Source organism: Acinetobacter nosocomialis NIPH 2119, assembly GCF_000368085.1.
Lineage (GTDB): Bacteria > Pseudomonadota > Gammaproteobacteria > Pseudomonadales > Moraxellaceae > Acinetobacter > Acinetobacter nosocomialis.
Window position 1 is genome coordinate 1,998,389 of record NZ_KB849239.1, and the last position, 21,788, is coordinate 2,020,176.

At 39.2% G+C, this 21,788-nt stretch carries 13 protein-coding genes; 6 read left to right on the forward strand and 7 right to left on the reverse strand.

Going from position 1 to position 21,788, the window contains the following annotated elements:
- The 3 genes from F984_RS13235 to ata all read right to left on the reverse strand — a co-directional run.
- Positions 1-3,129 (reverse strand): ESPR-type extended signal peptide-containing protein (locus F984_RS13235; RefSeq protein ID WP_004710029.1); only part of this gene is annotated, 3,129 nt, incomplete at its 3' end.
- 555 nt (positions 3,130-3,684) lie between these two features.
- Positions 3,685-4,464: a trimeric autotransporter adhesin/peptidogylcan-associated protein TpgA gene (gene tpgA, locus F984_RS13240; protein WP_004710031.1), complete on the reverse strand. Its 780-nt coding sequence runs from the start codon at positions 4,462-4,464 to the stop codon at positions 3,685-3,687.
- Positions 4,465-4,524: 60 nt separating this feature from the next.
- Complete coding sequence (gene ata, locus F984_RS13245; RefSeq protein ID WP_004710034.1) at positions 4,525-10,098, reverse strand: trimeric autotransporter adhesin Ata; 5,574 nt, start codon at positions 10,096-10,098, stop codon at positions 4,525-4,527.
- A gap of 786 nt (positions 10,099-10,884) precedes the next feature.
- Between ata and lon the strand changes: the two genes are divergently transcribed.
- The 4 genes from lon to F984_RS13265 all read left to right on the forward strand — a co-directional run bounded on the left by lon (position 10,885) and on the right by F984_RS13265 (position 16,263).
- Positions 10,885-13,314 carry an endopeptidase La gene (gene lon, locus F984_RS13250; RefSeq protein WP_004710036.1) on the forward strand — a complete coding sequence of 810 codons (2,430 nt, stop codon included), beginning with the start codon at positions 10,885-10,887 and terminating at the stop codon, positions 13,312-13,314.
- Positions 13,315-13,614: 300 nt separating this feature from the next.
- A complete protein-coding gene (gene rlmH / locus F984_RS13255) occupies positions 13,615-14,094 on the forward strand; it encodes a 23S rRNA (pseudouridine(1915)-N(3))-methyltransferase RlmH (protein WP_002054393.1) in 480 nt (159 codons plus the stop codon).
- Positions 14,095-14,206: 112 nt separating this feature from the next.
- Positions 14,207-14,983 (forward strand): dioxygenase family protein, encoded by a 777-nt coding sequence (locus F984_RS13260; protein ID WP_004710038.1) that lies wholly within the window; start codon positions 14,207-14,209, stop codon positions 14,981-14,983.
- Between the two features lie 170 nt (positions 14,984-15,153).
- The gene (locus F984_RS13265; RefSeq protein ID WP_002054437.1) at positions 15,154-16,263 is read left to right on the forward strand and encodes an META and DUF4377 domain-containing protein; all 1,110 of its coding nucleotides are present in this window, start codon (positions 15,154-15,156) and stop codon (positions 16,261-16,263) included.
- A gap of 54 nt (positions 16,264-16,317) precedes the next feature.
- On the opposite strand, the gene gdhA is transcribed toward F984_RS13265, so the two are convergent.
- Positions 16,318-17,721 carry an NADP-specific glutamate dehydrogenase gene (gdhA, locus tag F984_RS13270; protein WP_004710040.1) on the reverse strand — a complete coding sequence of 468 codons (1,404 nt, stop codon included), beginning with the start codon at positions 17,719-17,721 and terminating at the stop codon, positions 16,318-16,320.
- 271 nt (positions 17,722-17,992) lie between these two features.
- Here gdhA and F984_RS13275 point away from each other — a divergent pair, with 271 nt between their 5' ends.
- Positions 17,993-18,784: an RnfABCDGE type electron transport complex subunit B gene (locus F984_RS13275; RefSeq protein WP_002054379.1), complete on the forward strand. Its 792-nt coding sequence runs from the start codon at positions 17,993-17,995 to the stop codon at positions 18,782-18,784.
- Positions 18,785-19,471, forward strand: coding sequence for an endonuclease III (gene nth / locus F984_RS13280; RefSeq protein ID WP_002054431.1), 687 nt, complete (start codon positions 18,785-18,787; stop codon positions 19,469-19,471).
- On the opposite strand, the gene F984_RS13285 is transcribed toward nth, so the two are convergent.
- The 3 genes from F984_RS13285 to F984_RS13295 form a co-directional block, all read right to left on the reverse strand.
- Positions 19,468-19,647 carry a hypothetical protein gene (locus F984_RS13285; protein ID WP_002054380.1) on the reverse strand — a complete coding sequence of 60 codons (180 nt, stop codon included), beginning with the start codon at positions 19,645-19,647 and terminating at the stop codon, positions 19,468-19,470. The genes nth and F984_RS13285 overlap by 4 nt on opposite strands.
- A 71-nt stretch (positions 19,648-19,718) precedes the next feature.
- Positions 19,719-20,372: an adenylate kinase gene (adk, locus tag F984_RS13290; protein WP_002054405.1), complete on the reverse strand. Its 654-nt coding sequence runs from the start codon at positions 20,370-20,372 to the stop codon at positions 19,719-19,721.
- 85 nt (positions 20,373-20,457) lie between these two features.
- Entirely contained in the window at positions 20,458-21,771 is a 1,314-nt protein-coding gene (locus F984_RS13295; RefSeq protein WP_004710044.1) for a DUF445 domain-containing protein, read from the reverse strand.
- Positions 21,772-21,788 lie beyond the last annotated feature (17 nt).

A 21,788-nucleotide genomic window follows, 5' to 3' on the forward strand; every position in this document is an offset into this window, starting at 1 on the left:
ATCAGTTGCATTAGTGCCTGCTGCTACATTGGTAATCTTCTGATTGCCTGCATTAATCCCTGCAGTCGTTACACTTGGGCCGCCGGTAATGGTTAATCCACTGTTATCAACCTTGGTGTTACCTACCGTTAAGCTACCGGAATTGGTTAATGCAATGTTGTCATTCACATTGTATTTATAGGTATTGGTTGCAGGGTCATATACTGCTGTGGTGTTGATGCCATCTGCAAAGTTAACTGTTTCACCTAACTTCACATTGTCTGCCGTACCACCATTCACACTAAAGTTCAGGCCTTTGTCTGCCGTCGTTTGGGCTGCTGCTGCATTCTTCACTGCCGTGTTTGCAGTATTTTGAGCAGTGGTTACATTTTGGTTCGTGGTATTTAACTGGCTACCATTTACTGCATCTGTAGAACTCGCTGAAATAGTTCCAGCTGCAACATTGGTAATTTTCTGATTGCCTGCATTAATCCCTGCAGTCGTTACACTTGGGCCGCCGGTAATGGTTAATCCACTGTTATCAACCTTGGTGTTACCGACCGTTAAACTACCCGCATTGGTTAATGCAATGTTGTCATTTACATTGTATTTATAGGTATTGGTAGCAGGGTCATACACTGCTGTGGTGTTAGTGCCATCTGCAAAATTAACCGTTTCACCCAGCTTCACATTGTCAGCTGTACCACCATTGACACTAAAGTTCAGGCCTTTGTCTGCCGTCGCTTGTGCTGCAGCAGCATTGGTCACCGCTGTGTTTGCTGTGTTTTGAGCAGTCGTTACATTCTGGTTGGTCGCATCTAACTGGCTACCATTTACTGCATCTGTAGAGGTCGCAGAAATAGTTCCAGCTGCAACATTGGTAATCTTCTGGTTACCCGCATTAATACCTGCGGTCGTTACACTTGGACCACCTGTAATAGTTAAACCACTGTTATCAACTTTGCTGTTGCCTACCGTTAAGCTACCCGCATTGGTTAATGCGATATTGTCATTCACATTGTATTTATAGGTATTGGTGGCAGGGTCATAGACTGCTGTGGTGTTAGTGCCATCTGCAAAGTTAACCGTTTCACCCAGCTTCACGTTGTCTGCTGTACCACCATTGACACTGAAGTTCAGGCCTTTGTCTGCCGTTGCTTGGGCTGTAGCAGCATTGGTCACTGCCGTGTTTGCAGTGTTCTGGGCAGTTGTTACGTTCTGGTTCGTGGTATTTAACTGACCACCATTCACTGCATCTGTAGAACTCGCTGAAATAGTTCCTGCTGCAACATTGGTAATTTTATTTCCGCCATTGTCTAGCCCAGTATTCGTTAATTTTACTGGACCATTAGCTCCGCCATTAACTGTAACCCCTGAACTATTCAGGGTCGTATTACCAGTTATTACACTATTTAATGAAATATCATCTGCTAAATCAAAAGTAACATCAGTATTGCTATTTAATTCATCCGCTACTTTAGCAACAGTATTTTTACCATTGATAAAGCTGACTTTATCAGTAGTACTATCACCAATAGTTGCTTTATTTGTTGTTCCTTGACGTACCGTAAATGTATTCGCATTTACAGTATAAGTCGTTATACCGTTACTATCAGTTCCCTGAGCAACTGTCGTACCTGTTCCGGCTAAAACTTTAGAAGTTGCTTTCTTTAACTGTGCAACATTGGCTGCATCTGTATCATTCGTTCCAGCCGCAACGCTAGTAATCTGACGAGTTCGTGTAGTTCCATTTCCAACTGAAACAGCAGCATCTGTCGCCTTCCAAGTACTATTCGTATTTGTCGTGCTCGTTTCAGTTAAAGGGTCATATCCGAGTGACCCCGAAGCTCGATCAGCCACTGAATCACTACCTAGAGCAACAGAGTTAGTTTGTAAGGTTTGTGCTCTTACACCAATTGCTACAGATGTTTGAGAGGAAGCCGCACTATTTGAACCAATAGAAACGCTTTGGTCTCCAGCTGTAGCAACCGAACCAACCGCTACAGCCAAATTTGAAGCGGTTGATTGCGTACCTACAACTACTGCATTTGTGCCAGTCGCCGCAGTGTTAGTACCTATTGATATCGAATTTGCCCCAGACGCACTGGCACCCTTTTTACTCGCTGATGCACCTGATTGAACATAAGGAGTGCCTTTTAAGTCACTTCCAGCACCAATAGCAATCGAATCACCTCCTGTAGCAGCAGAGTTAATACCTACAGCAACATCACCTGTATTTGCGGTATAAGCTAGTGAACCAATAGATAAACTACCTTGTCCACGTGCTTCTGCTTTTACGCCTACCGCAACTGAAGCGATTGACCCAGCTGTCGCTACAGGACCCAAAGCTGTACCCAAATCAGTAGCTGTAGCCTTAGGGCCTACCGCAACTGCAGCTTCACCTGTTTGTACTCTGGTATAACGATTTCCTACCCCAGATGCACCGCCATTTGTTTTTTCAAAGTCAACTAAGTAATCGCCTGTCAAATTTTTATATGCAGCCGCTGTAGCAGTATTATTATATAGAGCGTTATCTCCGGCAGTTGGTGTGTAGTTATAAGCTGGTGGGTTTGTACTAGCAACTTTATCCATATCGTCAGCACCGATCGCTACAGATGAATTACCTGTTGCTGTCGCCTGACCACCTATTGCAAGAGCCTGAGATCCGCTTGCTCTAGATTCAGCACCAATAGCTATCGACTCATTATAAGTTCCTGTAGCATTTGCTGGATTTGCAGTAGATGCTTGACTACCTATTGCAATATCTCTATCTGAATCTGTTACTGCACCACAACCTATTGCTAATGCACGTTCTCCTCCTGCAGTAGCTCGGTCTCCAGTTCCCCCCACTCCTGTTCCAGTACATGCAGAAATTGCCGTGGCATTATTTCCAGTAGCAAAACCTCCTGACACTCCAACTTCACCAAAAGTAATAGACGGAACGAGTACAGTTAATATGCCCCAAGTAAGTAGTTTAATTTTAAAATTAATTGAAGTTGAGGACTGTAGAAAATCGGTGGCTTCAGTAGAAGGCATCAAAGCATTATTTGTTCTTTGACTACGAGTTTTTGAATGACCCTTTGCAATTTCTGAAACAGCAACCCAAATTCCTAATGAAGCATTCCAAATTACTTTGTATATCTTATTCATATACTTACTCGCATTTTACAAAAAACAGACAATACTTACCTAAAGCTACACAAAGTTTCAAAAAACTAAAGGTATGAAAAATTTCGCGAAATATATCAAAGAAAAAATGAGAGGTAAATCACAGAAATTTAATGTAATGCGATGAAAAACAAGAAAAAAGAACAATATATAATCAAATAAATATAAAAAATATATTATGATTTTTTACTACAAATTTAACTTTGTAATTAAGTTCTGTATTTTTTAGGCTAGAAAGATAATAAAAATAAAATATTGAGTTTAAATTTATATTTAAAAACTATCGTTTTACTTCATTAAAAAAATTTTAATTATTTCGATAAATAATTTTTTTAATAACTCATTGGTAAAGATATTCTTTGAAACATGAAGGGTAGATTCAAAAATTAAATGACTTACTAACCTCACCACACTTTTATAATTTTGAAAGATGATTTTTATATAAAAATTTAAGTATATCCTTTTTTGGTTTTTTAGCCTCTTAAAAACGAAAAAGTAACCACCCTATGGATGATTACTTTGCCGTGACAGACCGTTTTACCAACTTATATTAACACGTCTATTTGGTGCTAAACATTGAATAAGTTGTGAACTATTATTACCGCTACATTGCTTGTATAAATCGGTCTGGCTATTTGCCTGTATTTGTATTCGGCTTGCTTCAATACCTTGTTGTACCAATAATTTAGCAACCGTATTAGCACGTTGTGATGACAATTGCTGATTGTAACTAAATTTGCCTAACCGATCTGTAAAGCCTGAAACAATAATAGGATTTGTTGTTTGGCTTTTCTTAATCTGCTCAGCAATTTTGATAATGCTATCATCACCCTCTTCAATAGCATTAACATCAAATCGATCAAAAGCGAATAATACGCTTGATGTACGATCTGCAATTACAGTGCTATATGCTGATGCCTGATTATTTTCACCCCAAGCAATTAAACCTTCACATGCTTCACCTTTCCAAGATAAGCGGTCTGCTAAGTATTGCTTATTAAAATCAACACGTAACTGGCAACGTTGGTACTGGTGTGTGTTAGGAACACGGACATCTAGTACATAATTCCAAACTTTTACTGCAAAAAGTCCTTCACTAAACTGAGGGTTTCCCAGTAAAGCTCGAATTTGGTCTTTATTTAGTCCTTGGTCTAAACGAGCAACATCTTGGTATTCATAGCGTTTTACTTGTTTCAAATAACTTTTTTCAATCGCTGGAAAATGAACTTCCTGTGGCTGAGCTGGTTCATTTGCATAAGTCGTTACCGCGAAACCAGCAAAAGCTGCTACGACCAAGCTTTGGATTGTTTTATTCATTTCTATAATCTCTTTAATCTGTCGAGCAAGGAGAGCATTGCTACTCTCCTAACCAGTTTCTTAGTTAATAACACCACTAATACCAATACGAACACTTGGCTCACCTTGAGATGCAGCTGCTACACCACCGGTGATTGACCAACGACCATTGTCAGATGTTTTACGTAAGGTCACACCGACTGCGTTCTCACCACCATGATATGCAGCACCTACAGCATAGGTATATTTACCTGCTACAAACGGCGCATTTTCCATGGCCATCGCAGCAGCAATACCCGCATTGGCTTTTTTCTCAACATCATCAATACGTTTATTGGTGTCATAGAACACTTGTTGTAACTGATCACCCAGATTGGTAATTTTATTACCCAATTCTTGGTTCGACTGATTTAAGGTACCAATGGCATCGTTAATATTGTCTTTGCCCGTTCCACCAATGTTTTTAGTCGTGATTGAACCATCACTATTAACAGTTGTATTTCCACCAATACTGTTTTTAATACTGTTTGAAATATTGTGAATCTGACCACCATTTACGGCTTGGTTTGAACCAGCTTTAATCTCGCCATCTTTGACACCTTGAACAACTCGATCACCGTCTTTACCAGCCATATTTACGCTAGTACCACCTGTGTCTTTACCGACCGTGATTTCACCATTTGTTTTTTGCTGTTGAACTAAACCGGCTTTACCATTAGAAATGTTGTCGATGTTGTTTTGAATGTTCTTAATATCATTCGAGTTCTTATCGACTTGATTTTGAACATTCCATAATTGTCCGCCATTTACGGCGTCTTTAGAGCCTTCAGCAACTTTACCATCAGCTACATTTTTCAGATTGGTACCTTTATCTCCACCACCTAAAGTGACTGAGTTTTTGTCAACATTGCCATTTTTATCTTTGTCATACTGCACCGCATGATCAGAAAGTTTGCCAATATCTTTACCAATTTGATCTTTAACTTCATTAATTTGCTTATCTAACTGGCCTTTGTTCACTGCATCTTTTGCATTAACACCATCTGCAACATTGGTAATTTGTTTACCACCTGCATTAATGCCGTTTACTGTGATACTTGGACCGCCTTTAATGATAAGACCTTGCTGATTCAAAACATGACCACCAACATTTACACTGTCGAACTTCACATCTTTTAGCATCTCGATTTTGATGCCATCTTGTGTAGTACGAGTAATAATGTTTTCACCGCTGGTTCTATCTTCAGCAGTTTCTGGATTAGCCCCACCCACAATATTAATGGTGTCACCAAGCTTACGATGGACAGCTTTACCCTGAGTTGCTTTCTGGGCATTTGCACCAAAATTTAGCCCTTTTTGGGTCAAGTCATTTACACCATTTGTGACTTTGTCATCTACAGACTTGATTGCGTCATTGATGTTGTTTTTACCTGTTCCACCAATGTTGTTAGTGGTCAGACTACCGTCTGGATTAACAATAGTATTTCCACCAATACTATTTTTAATACTTGTTGAGATGTTATGTACCTGACCACCATTTACAGCATCTTTAGAGTTTTGTGCAATCACACCGTTCGCAACATCAGTAATTTTCTTACCGCCAGCATTAATACCATCTTTAGTCATGCTTGGACCATCTTTAATGGTTAAGCCATTATTAGTAAGTATGCTATCGCCTGTAGTAACACTATCTAAAGTTAGATCTTTCTTGGTCGCCACCTCGTAGTTAGTACTACCATCTTTATTAACAGTTTGTTTTACAACAATGTTGTCGCCTTCAGTTACGGTCGTTTTTGCTTTAGTCGCAGTATTTTTTACTTCACTAATTGCATCATTAATATTATTTTTACCTGTTCCACCAATGTTATTGGTCGTCAGGCTGCCGTCTGGATTTACAACTGTATTGCCACCAATGCTGTTTTTAATACTGTTTGAAATATTATGAATCTGACTACCATTTACCGCTTCTTTTGAAGTCGCTGAAATGTTGCCAGCTTTCACGTTATCTAAGACCGTACCGTCCTTACCTTTTAAGGTAACTTTATCTTTGGTTTTGGCATCATCGTATTTCACTGCAGCATCATCAGTTGCATTTTGCTTGGCAGCAAGATCATCTAACTGACCTTTATTCACTGCATCTTTAGCATTTACGCCATCGGCAACATTGGTAATTTGTTTGCCGCCAGCATTAATACCTTCTTTAGTAATGCTTGGACCTTCTTTAATAGTTAAACCATTTGTGTTTATAGTCGTGTTACCGGTAGTGACACTATCAAACTTCGAGTCTTTTAACAGTTCAATCTGAATGCCATCTTGGGTAGTACGGGTAATGACATTTTCACCGCTTGTTTTTGAAGCCGGAGTTGCAGCATCCGCACCGCCTACGATATTAAACTTGTCACCAAGTTTACGGTGGACATCTGCTCCACTGTTGCCAGCAAAGTTCAGGCCTTTGTTTTCAAGCTCAACCTTGGTATTGTCGATTTTGCTATTCAGCTCAGTTTTTGTGTTACCAATCGTGTTGTTTAACTCAGTTTTCGTGTTGTTAATCTGAGTCGTTAACTGATCTTTGGTGTTATTTAACTTGGTGTTGGTATCAGTAATCTGGTCACCCAGGTCTTTCTTGGCATCATTCAGATTCTTGTTGGTATCTGCGATCTGATTACCTAAATCTTTTTTCGCATCATTTAACTGATTATTCGTGTCAGTAATTTTGCCATTTAAGTTCTCTTTGACTTTGGTGAGCTGATCAACATTCACCGCATCTTTGGCATTTACGCCATCAGCAACATTGCTAATTTGTTTGCCACCCGCATTAATACCTTCTTTAGTAATGCTTGGACCGTCTTTAATAGTCAAACCATTGTTGTTCAAAGTGGTATTGCCAGTAGTCACACTATCAAACTTCGAGTCTTTTAACAGTTCAATCTGAATACCATCTTGTGTGGTACGGGTAATGACATTTTCACCGCTCGTTTTTGAAGCTGGCGTTGAAGCGTCCGCGCCACCTACGATATTAAGCTTCTCACCAAGTTTACGGTGTACATCCGCACCGCTATTACCGGCAAAGTTCAAGCCTTTGTTTTCAAGCTCAACCTTGGTATTGTCAATTTTGCTATTTAGCTCAGTTTTCGTGTTACCAATCGTGTTGTTTAACTCGGTCTTGGTATCGTTAATCTGAGTCGTTAACTGATCTTTGGTGTTATTTAACTTGGTGTTTGTATCAGTAATCTGGTTACCAAAGTCAGTTTTTGTATCATCTAACTTTTGATTAAGATTAGTAATATTCTGCGCATTCTTACTAATATTGCTCGCGTTTTGACTCACACGCCCATCAACATTTTTAAGTTGACGTACTGTTACCGCGTCTGAGTCGGCTGAGCCATCTTCTACATTGGTAATACGGCGTTCTTTTCCAGCTGATCCAACAGAAATAACACCATTAGATTTAGAAGCATCGCGATTAGTCAGGAAAGAACTTCCTGTCGCTTCAGTTGCTACAGCATCTTGGCCTAAAGCAACACTATTTTTAGCTTCTACTTTACTGCGTGCACCTAAAGCTACACCACCTTCAACCAAAGACTGGGCACCTTGACCAACTGCAACTGCATTTTCTTGGTCAGCAATTGCGCCACCACCAATGGCTGCAGCATTTTTACCCTTGGCTTTTGCACCGCCACCTACAGCAGCAGCATTTTCATTTGCAGCTTCAGCCCCTTTACCAATTGCAGCCGAGTTATCGCCTGTTGCTTGGGCACCACTACCAATTGCAGCAGCGCTGTTCCCAGTCGCTTTTGCACCTTCACCTGGTTTATTACCAGAACCAATTGCCGTTGAATTTGTACCTGATGCCAATGAGTTAATACCCATTGCAGATGCACCATCACCTGTTGCTTGTGCAACAGCACCGAATGCAGCAGCACCTTTACCTGAAGCATTAGACATGACGCCAAAAGCAGATGAAGCATCACCAGTTGCTTTAGATGTCATACCAAAAGCCGAAGAAAAGGCGCCTGTACCTACTGCTTGAACACCAACAGCCGTTGAGCCGTGATTTGCTTCAGTTGTTGGATAGCTGCCTGCTTTAAGCACACCACCAGTAATTTCTGTATAGGTTTTACTCAGCTCAGCATCTTGGGCAATTTTATCAACATCATCTCCACCAATTGCGACAGAAGAGTTTCCTTTTGCAATAACATCTGCACCAATTGCAATCGACTGATCTCCAATTGCTTTAGTTTGATCACCAATCGCAATTGACTGATTGCTATAGCCAGATGGCGTTCCTTCTGCCCCTTTAGTCGATGCATTACGTCCAATAGCAACGTCACCACGACCAATTGTTTGACTGCTACTTCCCATTGAAATTGCGCCAGAACCTGCTGCTTGTGCATATGCACCAATCGCCATTGCCTCACGAGCAGTAGCCGAAGTATTCACCCCAACAGCAATTGCATTACGTCCAGTTGCTCCATCATTTTCAAAATTACCACCTTGCTGGCCATTATCATTGATACTGACATAGTGAGTACGAGCTGCTTTTAACTGACGTATAGTGGCAGCATCAGAATCTGCTGCACCATCTGCTACATTTTGAATACGGCGCTCACTTCCCACATCGCCAATTGATAAAACGCCAGTTGGAGCGGATTGTTTAGTTAAGAAACTTTCACCAGTAGCTTGGACTGCTTTTGAATCTTTACCTAATGCAATACTATTTTCTGCTTCTGAACGGGCACCTTTACCAATTGCTACACCACCATCAAAAGTAGCCTCAGCTTGGTCTCCAATTACAACCGCATTATCTTTTTGTGCTTTTGCGCCTGTACCAATTGCAACAGATTTTTTACCTTTAGACTCTGAAAATGCACCAATCGCTAAAGCATTTTCTTCCGTTGCTACTGCACCACCACCAAAAGCAATCGAGTCTTTACCCGTTGCTTTTGTTGCCATTTTAGGTTGGTAAGCAGCACCTGCTTGCCCCGCAACTGGGTCAGCATTTTCAATATCTGGCGAACCAATTGCAATTGAACGGTAACCTTCTGCAGTTGCCGAGTGACCAATTGCTAAAGAGCCTTTACCGGTAGCAGCTGCAACATTACCAATGGCTTGAGAAAAATCGGCAGTCGCGGCAGATTGACGCCCAAGTGCGAGAGCAGTATTTCCAGAAGACAAAGCTCCAGTCCCAATTGCTACGCCTGAAATACCTTGAGTTGTCGCATAAGAACCAATTGCGGTACCTAAACCTTTCTCAACTACGGCGCCAGTACCCACACTGATCGCACCGCCCTGTTTCATTGCACCAGCATAAGCACCAGTAGAATTATTATAAGGATTATTACGGTTTGCGATGTTAGAGCCCATTCTGTCTTGTGTTTGAGCTCCACAACCAATAGCAACATCTTTTTCATTGGCTGTACTCGCATTCCCCTCACGACATGAAGTTGTACCTGAAATAGAGGTCCCTTGACCTACTCCCCCTTCGGTATTTGTCCCTGCGAAAGCATTTGGAGCAAAACTAATTACACTTGTTAAAACTACCGCTGATACATTTAAAGTTTTTGATTTAGTCTTTGTTTTACCTTTTGCAATTTCAGATGTTGCAACCCATGCTCCAATTGAAGCATTCCAAATGACCTTATAAACTTTATTCATAAAACTTCTCAGACAAATACCAAAATTAAAGGTCAATAAAAATGTAGAAATACATTTTTAAAAAAATTTGACCAAAAAAAAGAGGCGGCATCCTAATTGAATAAATTTAAGGGGTAAACATTAGATCCTTTAAATTTATGAAAAAGTGAGACAAAATTCACAAAACAAAAATATTGATTAATTTTTAATTATTTGAATTTATTGATATATTTTAAAAGCAAATCATATTATCTCTATTGTGTTAATAATTTGTAAATTTATTTTAAAATAGAATAATAACTCTAAATATATGGTTATTTTTTATGAAATTAATAAAATAATAAACTCTTTAAAATACACTTGTACTCCATTAAAAATAGAATATTAACTCTAAAATAAATACCATTATTAATATAATTATTCTGTAATAATTACCTATTTAAAATACATATGTATATTATAAATAATAGTGCCTTTATACTACTAATAATAAATAATAAAATAAATAAAATTTTAAATATACTTAATAAAAATACCTATTATAAAATAAAATTAAAGAAAGTATTTTTTGAAAGCTGACCGCCTTACTTGTACGGCAAAGAATAATTATTAAGTAAAAATGCTCAGCTTCACTACAAAATTTCATTCTTCTTAAGAATTAATCTATTGATTCATAACATTTTTAAAAAAAAGTTGACTAAATTAGTCCTTTTTTCAACATTTTCTATTGTCATGCCCTTGTAATTTTTAAAATACACATCACTATAAAAAACATGGCAACCTCGTTGTCACTCATTAGGAGTGCCCATGTCTGAACTTATTATGAATGAAAAAACTGACTTAGAGCCTCAGGTTCCAAGTGTATTACCACTATTAGCCTTACGTGATGTGGTGGTTTATCCACACATGCAAATTGCGCTATTCGTGGGTCGTGAAAAATCGATCAATGCAGTTGATGTGGCTCGTAACAGTGACAATTTAGTATTTGTAGTTGCGCAAAAAGATTCGCTTACAGAAGAAATTGATCACGACAATTTATACCAGTACGGTACAGTCGCTAAGATTGTACAAGTAGTTAATCATGAAAATGATGAAAACTGCATTAAAGTGCTTATTGAAGGCTTACATCGTTCTAAGCTCACAAAAATTATCGATGAAGATAGTTATTTGACTGCTGAACATGATTTAAGCCCAATGACTATTAATGTAGATAAGGCAACTCAAGAAACTCGTTTACAAGAGTTACGTAACCTATTTGCTCAATATGCAGAAGCAAAATTACGTAATGCACGTGAACTGGTAGCTGCTGCCAATAAAATCGAAGACTTATTGCAATTGATGTTCTTCGTAGCAACTCGTGTACCTCTAAATATTGAAATTAAACAGAAATTTTTAGAGTACGATGAGTTTGAAGCTCATTTGCAAGAGTTGATGAACTACTTGATGAATCAATCTGCTGAACAGCAAATTGAGCAAACTTTACATGACAGCGTAAAACGCCAAATGGAAAAGAACCAACGTGAATACTTTCTAAATGAAAAAATGAAAGTCATTCAACGTGAGCTTTCCGATATGAATGGCGGCGCTGAAGATGACGTTGCTGAAATTGAGAAACGTCTTGCTGAAGCTGATTTACCTGAACACGTACGTAAAAAAGCCGAAGCTGAGTTCCGCAAACTTAAAGCAATGCAGCCTGCATCTAGTGAAGCTGCTGTGGTACGTAACTATCTAGAAGTGATTTTAGATACGCCGTGGAACAAAGCAAGTAAAGTCAGTATTAACTTAAATAAAGCTCAAGAAATTCTTGATGCTGACCACTATGGTCTTGATGATGTTAAAGACCGTATTGTTGAGTACTTAGCTGTTCAATCACGTGTGAAAAAACTCAAAGGTCCTATCCTTTGTTTAGTAGGTCCTCCTGGGGTTGGTAAAACTTCACTCGGTGAATCAGTAGCTAAAGCAACAGGTCGTGAATTTGTTCGCATGGCGCTTGGTGGCGTACGTGACGAAGCAGAAATTCGTGGACACCGTCGTACTTATATTGGTGCGATGCCAGGTAAAATTGTGCAGTCTTTAACAAAAGTTGGCGTGAAGAACCCATTGTTCTTACTCGACGAAATTGACAAGATGGCACAAGATTACCGTGGTGATCCAGCTTCTGCATTGCTTGAAGTACTTGATCCATCACAAAACAGTAAGTTCAACGATCATTATTTAGATCTTGATCTTGACCTTTCTGAAGTAATGTTTATTTGTACTGCGAACAGTATGAATATTCCAGAAGCATTACTTGACCGTATGGAAGTCATTCGTCTACCGGGTTATACCGAAGATGAAAAAGTAAACATTGCTGAACGCTACCTTGTTCCTAAAGCAATTAAGAACAATGGATTACGTCCAAAAGAGTTAACAATTCATGAAGAAGCGATTCGTGACATTGTTCAACGTTATACACGTGAAGCTGGTGTTCGTAGTTTAGAACGTGAAGTTTCTAAAATTGCGCGTAAAGTGGTAAAAGAAGCCGTAAGTAAAAAATCTAAAAACTTACAGCTTGATGTTACCTCTGCCAATCTTCCTGAATACCTAGGTCCACATAAATTTGACTTTGGTATTGCTGAAGATGAAGCACAAGTAGGCCGTGTAAATGGTTTGGCATGGACTTCTGTAGGCGGCGAGTTACTTACTATTGAAGTTGCAGCTGTTAAAGGTAAAGGTAAATTTATTACAACCGGTTCACTCGGTGACGTAATGAAAGAATCAATTACCGCAGCAATGACTGTAGTACGTACACGTGCTGATGAACTTGGTATTGAAGCATCTCGTTTTGAAGAAACTGATGTACACGTTCACTTACCTGAAGGTGCAACTCCAAAAGATGGACCATCTGCTGGTTTGGCATTAACAACTGCACTTGTATCAGCATTTACTGGTATTGCGATTCGTCCAGACATCGCGATGACAGGTGAAACAAGTCTTGGTGGTCGTGCGATGCGTATTGGTGGCTTGAAAGAGAAACTTCTTGCTGCACATCGTGGTGGAATTAAGCTTGTCTTTATTCCTCAAGATAACGTTCGTGATTTGGCAGAGATCCCTGACAATGTGAAAGAAGGATTAGAAATCAAAGCTGTGAAAAGTATTGATGAGATCTTGCCTTTAGCATTAACTTCAATGCCAAAGCCTTTACCAAAAACACCGATTGTAAAACCGGTGGAAGGCTCAAAAGCAGCACGTCACTAATTAAAAAATAAAAAAGAGAGCTTCGGCTCTCTTTTTTTTGTTACATAATTTGATTGAAAAATATCCAACCATCCTCATAATAAGAAGTAAGAGTGATTAATTTTATTATTTACTCTTATCTATCTTATGTTACAGATAGCCTTGTTTTTATTCTCTATGATCATCTGAACTCCAGACAGATGATCATTTGATCGCAGTCCAACACTGTTTTTTGGACTGCGTTTTTTATGCTCACTTACTCCCCCGCAGTTATTGTCTCCTCAGGTATAATACGTCAGCTGTTTTGACTGAATAGACCACATGAAAATTCGTATTCTGACCATTGGTCAAAAAATGCCTGCTTGGGTACTTACTGGTTTTGAAGATTATTTCAAACGCATCCAACCTTTCGTTCAGACTCAAGTGATTGAACTTCCAATGGCAAAACGCGGCAAAAATGACTCAGAAGCAGATATTTTAAAATACTGCCAAATTGAAGGTGAAAGTATTTTAAATGCTTTAAAGCCCAACGAGACACTTATTGCTTTAGAAGTTGGCGGACGCGAACTTAGTACAGAAAAGCTGGCTGACACCATGAAACAATGGATGCTTGAAGGTAATGATGTTGCACTGGCTATTGGTGGCCCAGATGGCTTGTCTGATCAGGTACGTAAAGCTGCTGCCTGGCATTGGTCACTCTCAAAACTTACCATGCCTCATCCTTTAGTTCGTGTTTTATTAATCGAACAACTTTACCGAGCGATGTCTATTAATCATAATCATCCTTATCACCGTGCATAAAAAGAACAAACGTTTCATTTTAAGAACAATCCGTTGAAATCAGGATACTTTTAACATGTCCTGATTTTGGCATAATGACTATTATTCTGCTTTTCAACTCAGGTGTAATGAAATGGAACTACAAACCCTTCCCGGACTGTTTATTTCACATGGTTCACCCATGCTTGCACTTGATCCAGAACAAGTGGGTCCTGCCTTACATCGTCTTAGTGTGAATCTACCTAACCCAAAGGCAATCATCGTGATGTCTGCTCACTGGGAAAGTAAAGCACTTGAAGTAAGTAGTTCAACACGTCCAGAAACATGGCATGACTTCCGTGGTTTCCCACCAGAGTTGTATGAGATTCGCTATAGCGCACCAGGTCAACCAGAACTTGCCGAAGAAATCTTAAAGTTGTTGGCAGACGCTCATTTTATTGCTCATGCCAATAGTACCCGCCCTCGCGACCATGGTGTATGGATGCCTCTTTTACATATGTATCCAGATGCAGACATTCCTGTTGTTGAAATTTCTTTACCAATGAGCTTAAGCGCACAAGAAATTTATAGAATTGGGCAAACACTTGCGCCTTTACGTGAAAAGCAAATTTTACTGATTGGTTCTGGAAGTATTACCCATAATCTTGCTGAATTGTCATGGCAAGGTGATAGTTCAAAAGTTCCTGAATGGGCTTCAACGTTTAGAAATACTGTTGTTAATAAACTTTCACATCAAGATTACGATGGCGTGTTGGAATGGCAGTCATTGCCTTATATAAAACGTAATCATCCAACTCTTGAACATTTTGCGCCGTTGTTTTTCGCTATGGGAACTGGCCATCGTTTTACGATTGTTCATAGCAGCTTCACAATGGGCTCTTTAGGTATGGATATATACCGTTTTGATTAATTTTTAGGAAATACCCCGTTTTTGCGGGGTATACCACTATTTTTATTAAAAATTCGAATAATTTACAAACTTATACATTTTAAAAACCGAAACAATCATATGTTTACATTTTATTTTTTTAAGAATGTTTTAAGCTTAGTGCTGTTGTTTTTTTACTTGAAGTTTTTTAAATGAAAATTAAATATTTAATTCTTGCGTTGTTACCTTTTTCTTTGATGGCGTGTCAAACAGTTTCAAATACTCAAGCTCCTATTGTATCTGAGCAACAACAAAATCTTGCAGCAACTTTAAGTGAATATGCTTGGACTTATCAAAATGTAAAAGCTTCTAAGCCACTTGTTCTTAATTTTAATGCAGATGGTAAATTAGCAATTAACACAGGTTGTAATGGTCAAGGTGGTACTTGGAAAGTTGAAGGCAACCAACTTGTAACCTCTCCTCTCGCATCGACAATGATGGCTTGCCAAGACGATTTAATGAAACAAGAACAATTGTCTAATAGCATCTTTAGTGAAGCAAAATTGCCAATCGAAATTAGTAATAGCAATGGTCAGGTAATCTTAAGCGTGACAGATAAAGCAGGTCAAAAGCATATTTTCCAAGGCGTAAAAGCAACTAATACTCAAGCTTTAACTGATTATTCATGGTCATACCAACCTGAAAATACTAAAAAGCCGATCGTTCTTAACTTCACAAACGACCGTTTGTCTATCGCAACAGGTTGTAACCGTCAAGGTACAACTTGGAAAGTTGAAAACAATACCATCGTAACTGCTGATGTCATGTCGACAATGATGGCGTGTGAACCTGCTTTAATGAAACAGGAACAATTCTCTAGCAGCCTGTTCCAAAAACGTGCGATTCCATTTGAACTTAATACGACAAATGCTGATCAACCAACATTAACAATCCTTGATGCTCAAGGTCAGAAATATACTTTCACAGGTAAAATGACACCTGAAGCAAAATACCAGTCTGAAGGTAAAACTGTTTTCCTTGAAGTAGCACCAGAAACTAAATCTTGTACGGGTGTTGCGCCACAAACTTGCTTGCAAGTTCGTGAAGTTAAATATGATGACAAAGGCGTAAAAACTTATGCCGACAAAAACTGGTCATTATATTATGGTCAAATCGAAGGTTTTGAACACAATCCAAACCAACGCGTAATCTTACGTGTAAAACGTTTTGAAGTGAAAAACCCAGCAGCTGATCAATCTAGCCAAGCAGATGTGTTAGATATGATTGTAGAGCAAGAAATGGTTAAAAAGCCTAAAAAATAATTTTTAGACTAAAAAAATCCGATGCAAAAGCATCGGATTTTTTATTTCTATATTTTAATAAATACCTTGTGCAAGCATGGCATCAGCAACTTTTACAAAGCCCGCAATATTGGCACCATCTACATAGTTCACAGTACCGTCTTCTTTTGTACCGTATCTTACACAATTGGCATGAATGTCTTTCATGATTGCATGTAAACGTTCATCGACTTCAGCATGTGTCCAACCCAAACGAATTGCATTTTGGGACATTTCTAAGCCAGAAGTTGCCACACCACCTGCATTAGATGCTTTACCAGGAGCATATAAAATCTTAGCTTCAATAAATTGTTCAACAGCTTCAAGTGTAGATGGCATGTTAGCGCCTTCAGCTACACAAATGACACCATTAGCAATAAGTGTTTTAGCATCTTCGCCTGTTAATTCATTTTGTGTAGCACATGGTAAAGCAATATCTACAGGAATATGCCAAGGGGTTTTACCTTCAAAATATTCAAAACCATGCTTAGAAGCAAACTCCGAAATACGCCCACGCTTAACGTTTTTCAGCTCCATGACCTCAGCAAGCAACTCATCTGTAAAGCCATTTTTTAGATAAACAGTACCGTTCGAGTCTGACAAGGTAACCACTTTTGCGCCCAAGAACATTGCCTTTTCCGCAGCATATTGAGCAACGTTACCAGAACCAGATACTGAAACAGTTTTACCAGCAAAAGATAGCCCACGTGTTTTTAGCATTTCTTCTGCAAAATAAACCGTACCATAACCTGTTGCTTCCGGGCGCATTAAGCTACCGCCAAATGAAATTCCTTTACCAGTAAATACACATGCCGTGTCATTACTGAGCTTTTTCATCATGCCAGCCATGTAACCTACTTCACGCGCACCCACGCCAATATCTCCAGCTGGAATATCGGTATTGGGACCTAAATGACGGTAAAGCTCAATCATGAGTGCCTGACAGAATCTCATAATTTCAGCATCAGATTTACCTTTAGGGTCAAAATCTGAACCTCCTTTTCCTCCACCCATCGGCAAAGTAGTCAGTGAGTTTTTAAAAGTTTGCTCAAATCCTAAAAATTTTAAAATAGATAGGTTGACCGACGGATGGAAACGCATACCCCCCTTGAATGGACCAATTGCTGAATTGTATTGAACACGGAAAGCACGGTTTACTTGAGTCTGTCCTTGATCATCCATCCATGAAACACGAAATTGAATCACACGCTCAGGTTCAACCAAACGCTCTAACAATCCCTGCTCTGCATATTCCGGATTTTTTTCAATGAATGGCCACAAACTTGTCATGACTTCTTCGACAGCTTGTAAAAACTCAGGTTGATGCGGATCACGCGCTTGCACGTAATTCAGGAATTCATTTAGATTGTTATATTTCAATGCACGGTCCTCAGCATAGTAATGAATTAAATTGGTGCAATACATTTTAAAATGCATCATTTAGCAGCAAAATATTAAATCTCTTTCCATCAATTTTAACAATAGTTATTTTAAATTATTTTATTTTACTTAATTATCATAAACTTAATTTTAGAAAAACTATCTAAAAATCAGAAATAGTCATTTATCTTCTCAGTTTTATTGATCTATTATTGTGCAATATTAGCTACATTTTAGGTCAATCAAAAAGCCAATAAATTCGTTAAAATCCATTGACCTTACTTAGGTTTTTCTTCATTATCGCATCGTTTTAAGCAAGCTATTTTCCTCTATGAATCCATCTATTTCTCTCATACGCGAGATTGATGCGTTATTACCACAAACGCAATGTGGTTTATGTGGACACCGTGACGGTTGTCTACCTTACGCAAAGTCCATTGCTGAAGGTGAAGAAGCAAATAAATGTGTTCCTGGTGGACAGCCAGTGGCAGATGCGCTCGCAAAATTATTAAATCGCTCATCGTTACCTGCTGAAACAAGTGTCTGGCCTGTACAAGCCGATGGGCGCCCGCAACGCATGAAAGCGATTATTCGCGAAGACGAATGTATCGGATGTACAAAATGTATTAATGCTTGTCCTGTAGATGCCATTATTGGTAGTGGTAAGCTCATGCATACCATCTTGACTGATTTGTGTACAGGTTGTGAGTTATGTATTCCACCCTGCCCAGTTGACTGTATTGATCTGGTCGAAGACACTCAAGCTTTACCAAACGAACAACAGCGCATTGCAGAGCAAGATGATTTAAGACAACGTTACTACGCGCATATTCAACGCGAAGAAAAACGTCGTATACATCGTAAAGGGCCTGTTGTACGCGCTGAAATTGATACACAACTTTTTGCACAGTTTTCCCAAGCACTTGATGATTTACCTTCAATTCAAATCATTGAGAAGCCAAAAGAAGCGGTTGTAAATGATGCAAAAACTACGATTGAATTAGCTAAAATTCGCACACAAATTAAAAAGTTGGAAAAGCAGCTCAGTGTTCGAGAAGATGCAAAAAAACGTCTTCAACTTGATGAACTACAACAGCAACTCATTCAATTACAGGAGGTCTGAATGGCCGTCAAAAACATGACGAAAAAGCAGATTCAAATTTTCTTTGAACGCCTTCGTGAACAAAGACCTTCTCCAGAAACCGAATTAAAATATTCATCACCTTTTGAATTATTAATTGCCGTCATGTTATCGGCACAAGCAACCGATGTTAGCGTAAACAAAGCAACAGATAAGCTTTATCCTGTCGCCAATACTGCTGAAAAAATCTATAACTTAGGTGTAGACGGCTTAAAAGAATATATAAAGACCATCGGCCTTTATAACGCGAAAGCTGAAAATGTTATTAAGACCTGTAAGATTCTAATGGAGCAATTTAACGGCGAAGTTCCAAGTAATCGAAAAGACTTGGAAGCTTTACCGGGTGTAGGTCGTAAAACAGCCAATGTGGTTTTAAATACAGCATTCGGGCAACCCACTATGGCTGTCGACACACACATTTTCCGTGTGGGAAATCGTACTGGATTAGCAGTAGGTAAAAATGTTCTTGAAGTTGAACACCGTTTAGTTAAGGTAATTCCAAAAGAATTTATTATAGATGCACACCACTGGCTGATATTACACGGCCGTTATTGCTGTATCGCTCGTAAACCGAAATGTTTCGAGTGTGTTGTTGCTGATGTATGTAACTGGCCAGACCGCTTTGAATTTGGCGCCACAAAAGCAATTCCAACAAAAAACCTCAGTTAATCCTGAGGTTTTTTAAGCTGCTGCAATTTGGGATGTAGTTGACGTTCTCGTCCGTTCTTTTTATTTTCCAAAGCCTGTTGTTTCTGCACATGACGCAACATTTTTTGACTTTGATATAGTAAAAATAACAATAGTGCCAGACTCAGCAATACCACTAAAATCAAAATGATTTTCATATCGTTCTCCCGCACTCAATGAAAGAAAAGAGCCCTCATAAAGAGGGCTCTTTATCACAAATAATATTAAATTATTTGTCTAAGATGTTGAACAAATCTTTTTGTACATCTTCAATAGTGCGCAAGCCATCAAGCTTGTCATAAGTTGGCGCATTTTCACCAGAAGCAGCACGGCCTTGATAGAAACCAACTAATTGCTCTGTTTCAGTATGATAAGACGCTAGACGCTTACGGATGGTTTCTTCTTGGTCATCTGGACGTTGAACCAGATCTTCACCAGTTTCGTCATCTTTACCTTCCACTTTAGGTGGATTGTATACAGTGTGGTAAACACGGCCAGAAGCTGGGTGCTGACGGCGACCAGAAAGACGTTTTACGATTTCTTCGTCAGGTACATCAATTTCAATCACGTGATCAATGCTGATGCCTTCTTTTTCCAATGCTTCTGCTTGAGGAATCGTGCGTGGGAAGCCGTCAAAAATACAACCATTCACACAGTCCGGTTGAGCAATACGTTCTTTTACTAAACCAATAATGAGTTCATCTGAAACTAAACCGCCAGATTCCATTACACTTTTAGCTTTTAAACCTAATTCAGTACCTTCACGAATTGCAGCACGGAGCATATCACCGGTTGAAATTTGTGGGATATTGTAGCGCTTACAGATCAACTGAGCCTGAGTACCTTTGCCTGCCCCAGGTGGTCCGAGTAAGATAATGCGCATAAAAAACATCCTCATTTAAAACAATGAATGTGAGGTCTGGCAGATTTAATTTCGTTGATCCTGATAGATCCTGCCCGACTTCGAATTATAAGAAAGCCACAAACAAATGTATTGTACCAGCAATAAATCCGGTTACCCCACCTAGTACAATAAGAATCCACTCGTCCTCTTGGAATGCTGGACGTAACAAATTCTGAAACTCTTTTGGTGTCAGTTCACGAATACGCTCTTTAAACATTTGAAAAATCTTCTGTGCCCGGCTTGCATTCAGTGCAGGGTCACATACGGGTCCCATCGTAATTTCAATTGAACGATCAATCAAGTCCGTCTTTAATCTTGCGTACTCTCTTGGGCCCAAAGAAAGCTGTAAAGATGTACGAACAAGTGGTGTTTCCATAATTTCGTTAATATGACGTTTAACAATACGACGTGTTTTGTCCTTGCGTGAACCGTACATCATTTCTGTCATAATCGATTTTAACGTAATTAGGTCTTCTGTCACTACACTAGAAAAGACTTCAGAGACTTCTTCTTGACGCTTCATGAAAGCACCTTGGAAATTATAGGTACCGATTCGTAAAACAGGCACAATCCAAGGGAACTTGCGATCTTTGGTTAATCTAAATATTTGCGGATAACGAACGTAATGTGGCTCAATTGGGTTAAATACCATCCAGATTGCAATCCAGTTGGTTAAAAAGCCCCAAATAGATGCCCAAAATGGTACCGTCCAATGCCAAGGTACAACAAACCAGACAACCATCTGGAAAATACCGAAGAACATCCCGATTAGAGCACTAATATGCCAAATAAAGTTGATTTCTTTTTGCCCAACTTTTAAAAACATACGTACCATTAAACGGCGGTCACCTTCCATTTGGCTCACCACCATTTCACGCATATCAACCAGTGACTCGACATTCATGGTCAGTTCAGTCACTAATTCTCTTAGCACACCTGGTAACTGTTTATGTGCTTGAGCATAAATACGGCGTTTAATCGAATAAGGTAAATTTTCCCAAAGCACTGCATTACGATCGATCATCACTTCATCAATCAAATGCTCAAGTTCAAATCCGACTTGTTCACCAATAATACGTGCCATGTCTTCAGGGTCCATTGCCTCTAAAAACTCACGTAAAGAGCCTAACTTAGATAGAGTATTATCGGTAATAATTCCTGAGATACGCCCTGCTTTACGTGGCACAATACCTTGCCAGCCGACTGGTAAAGGACCTAAATGGAATCCCCAAAACTTGATTGGGTAAAACACCATTTTTAAAGCCATCCACACATGTGCCCATGTGACAAAGGCAGTGACCGGAATGATACTCAAAACGGCCCAAAAATCAGGTCTGTGTAAAAAGGTCTGCCACAATCCGCTGACGTACTCTAACATGTAAGACTCTCGTATTT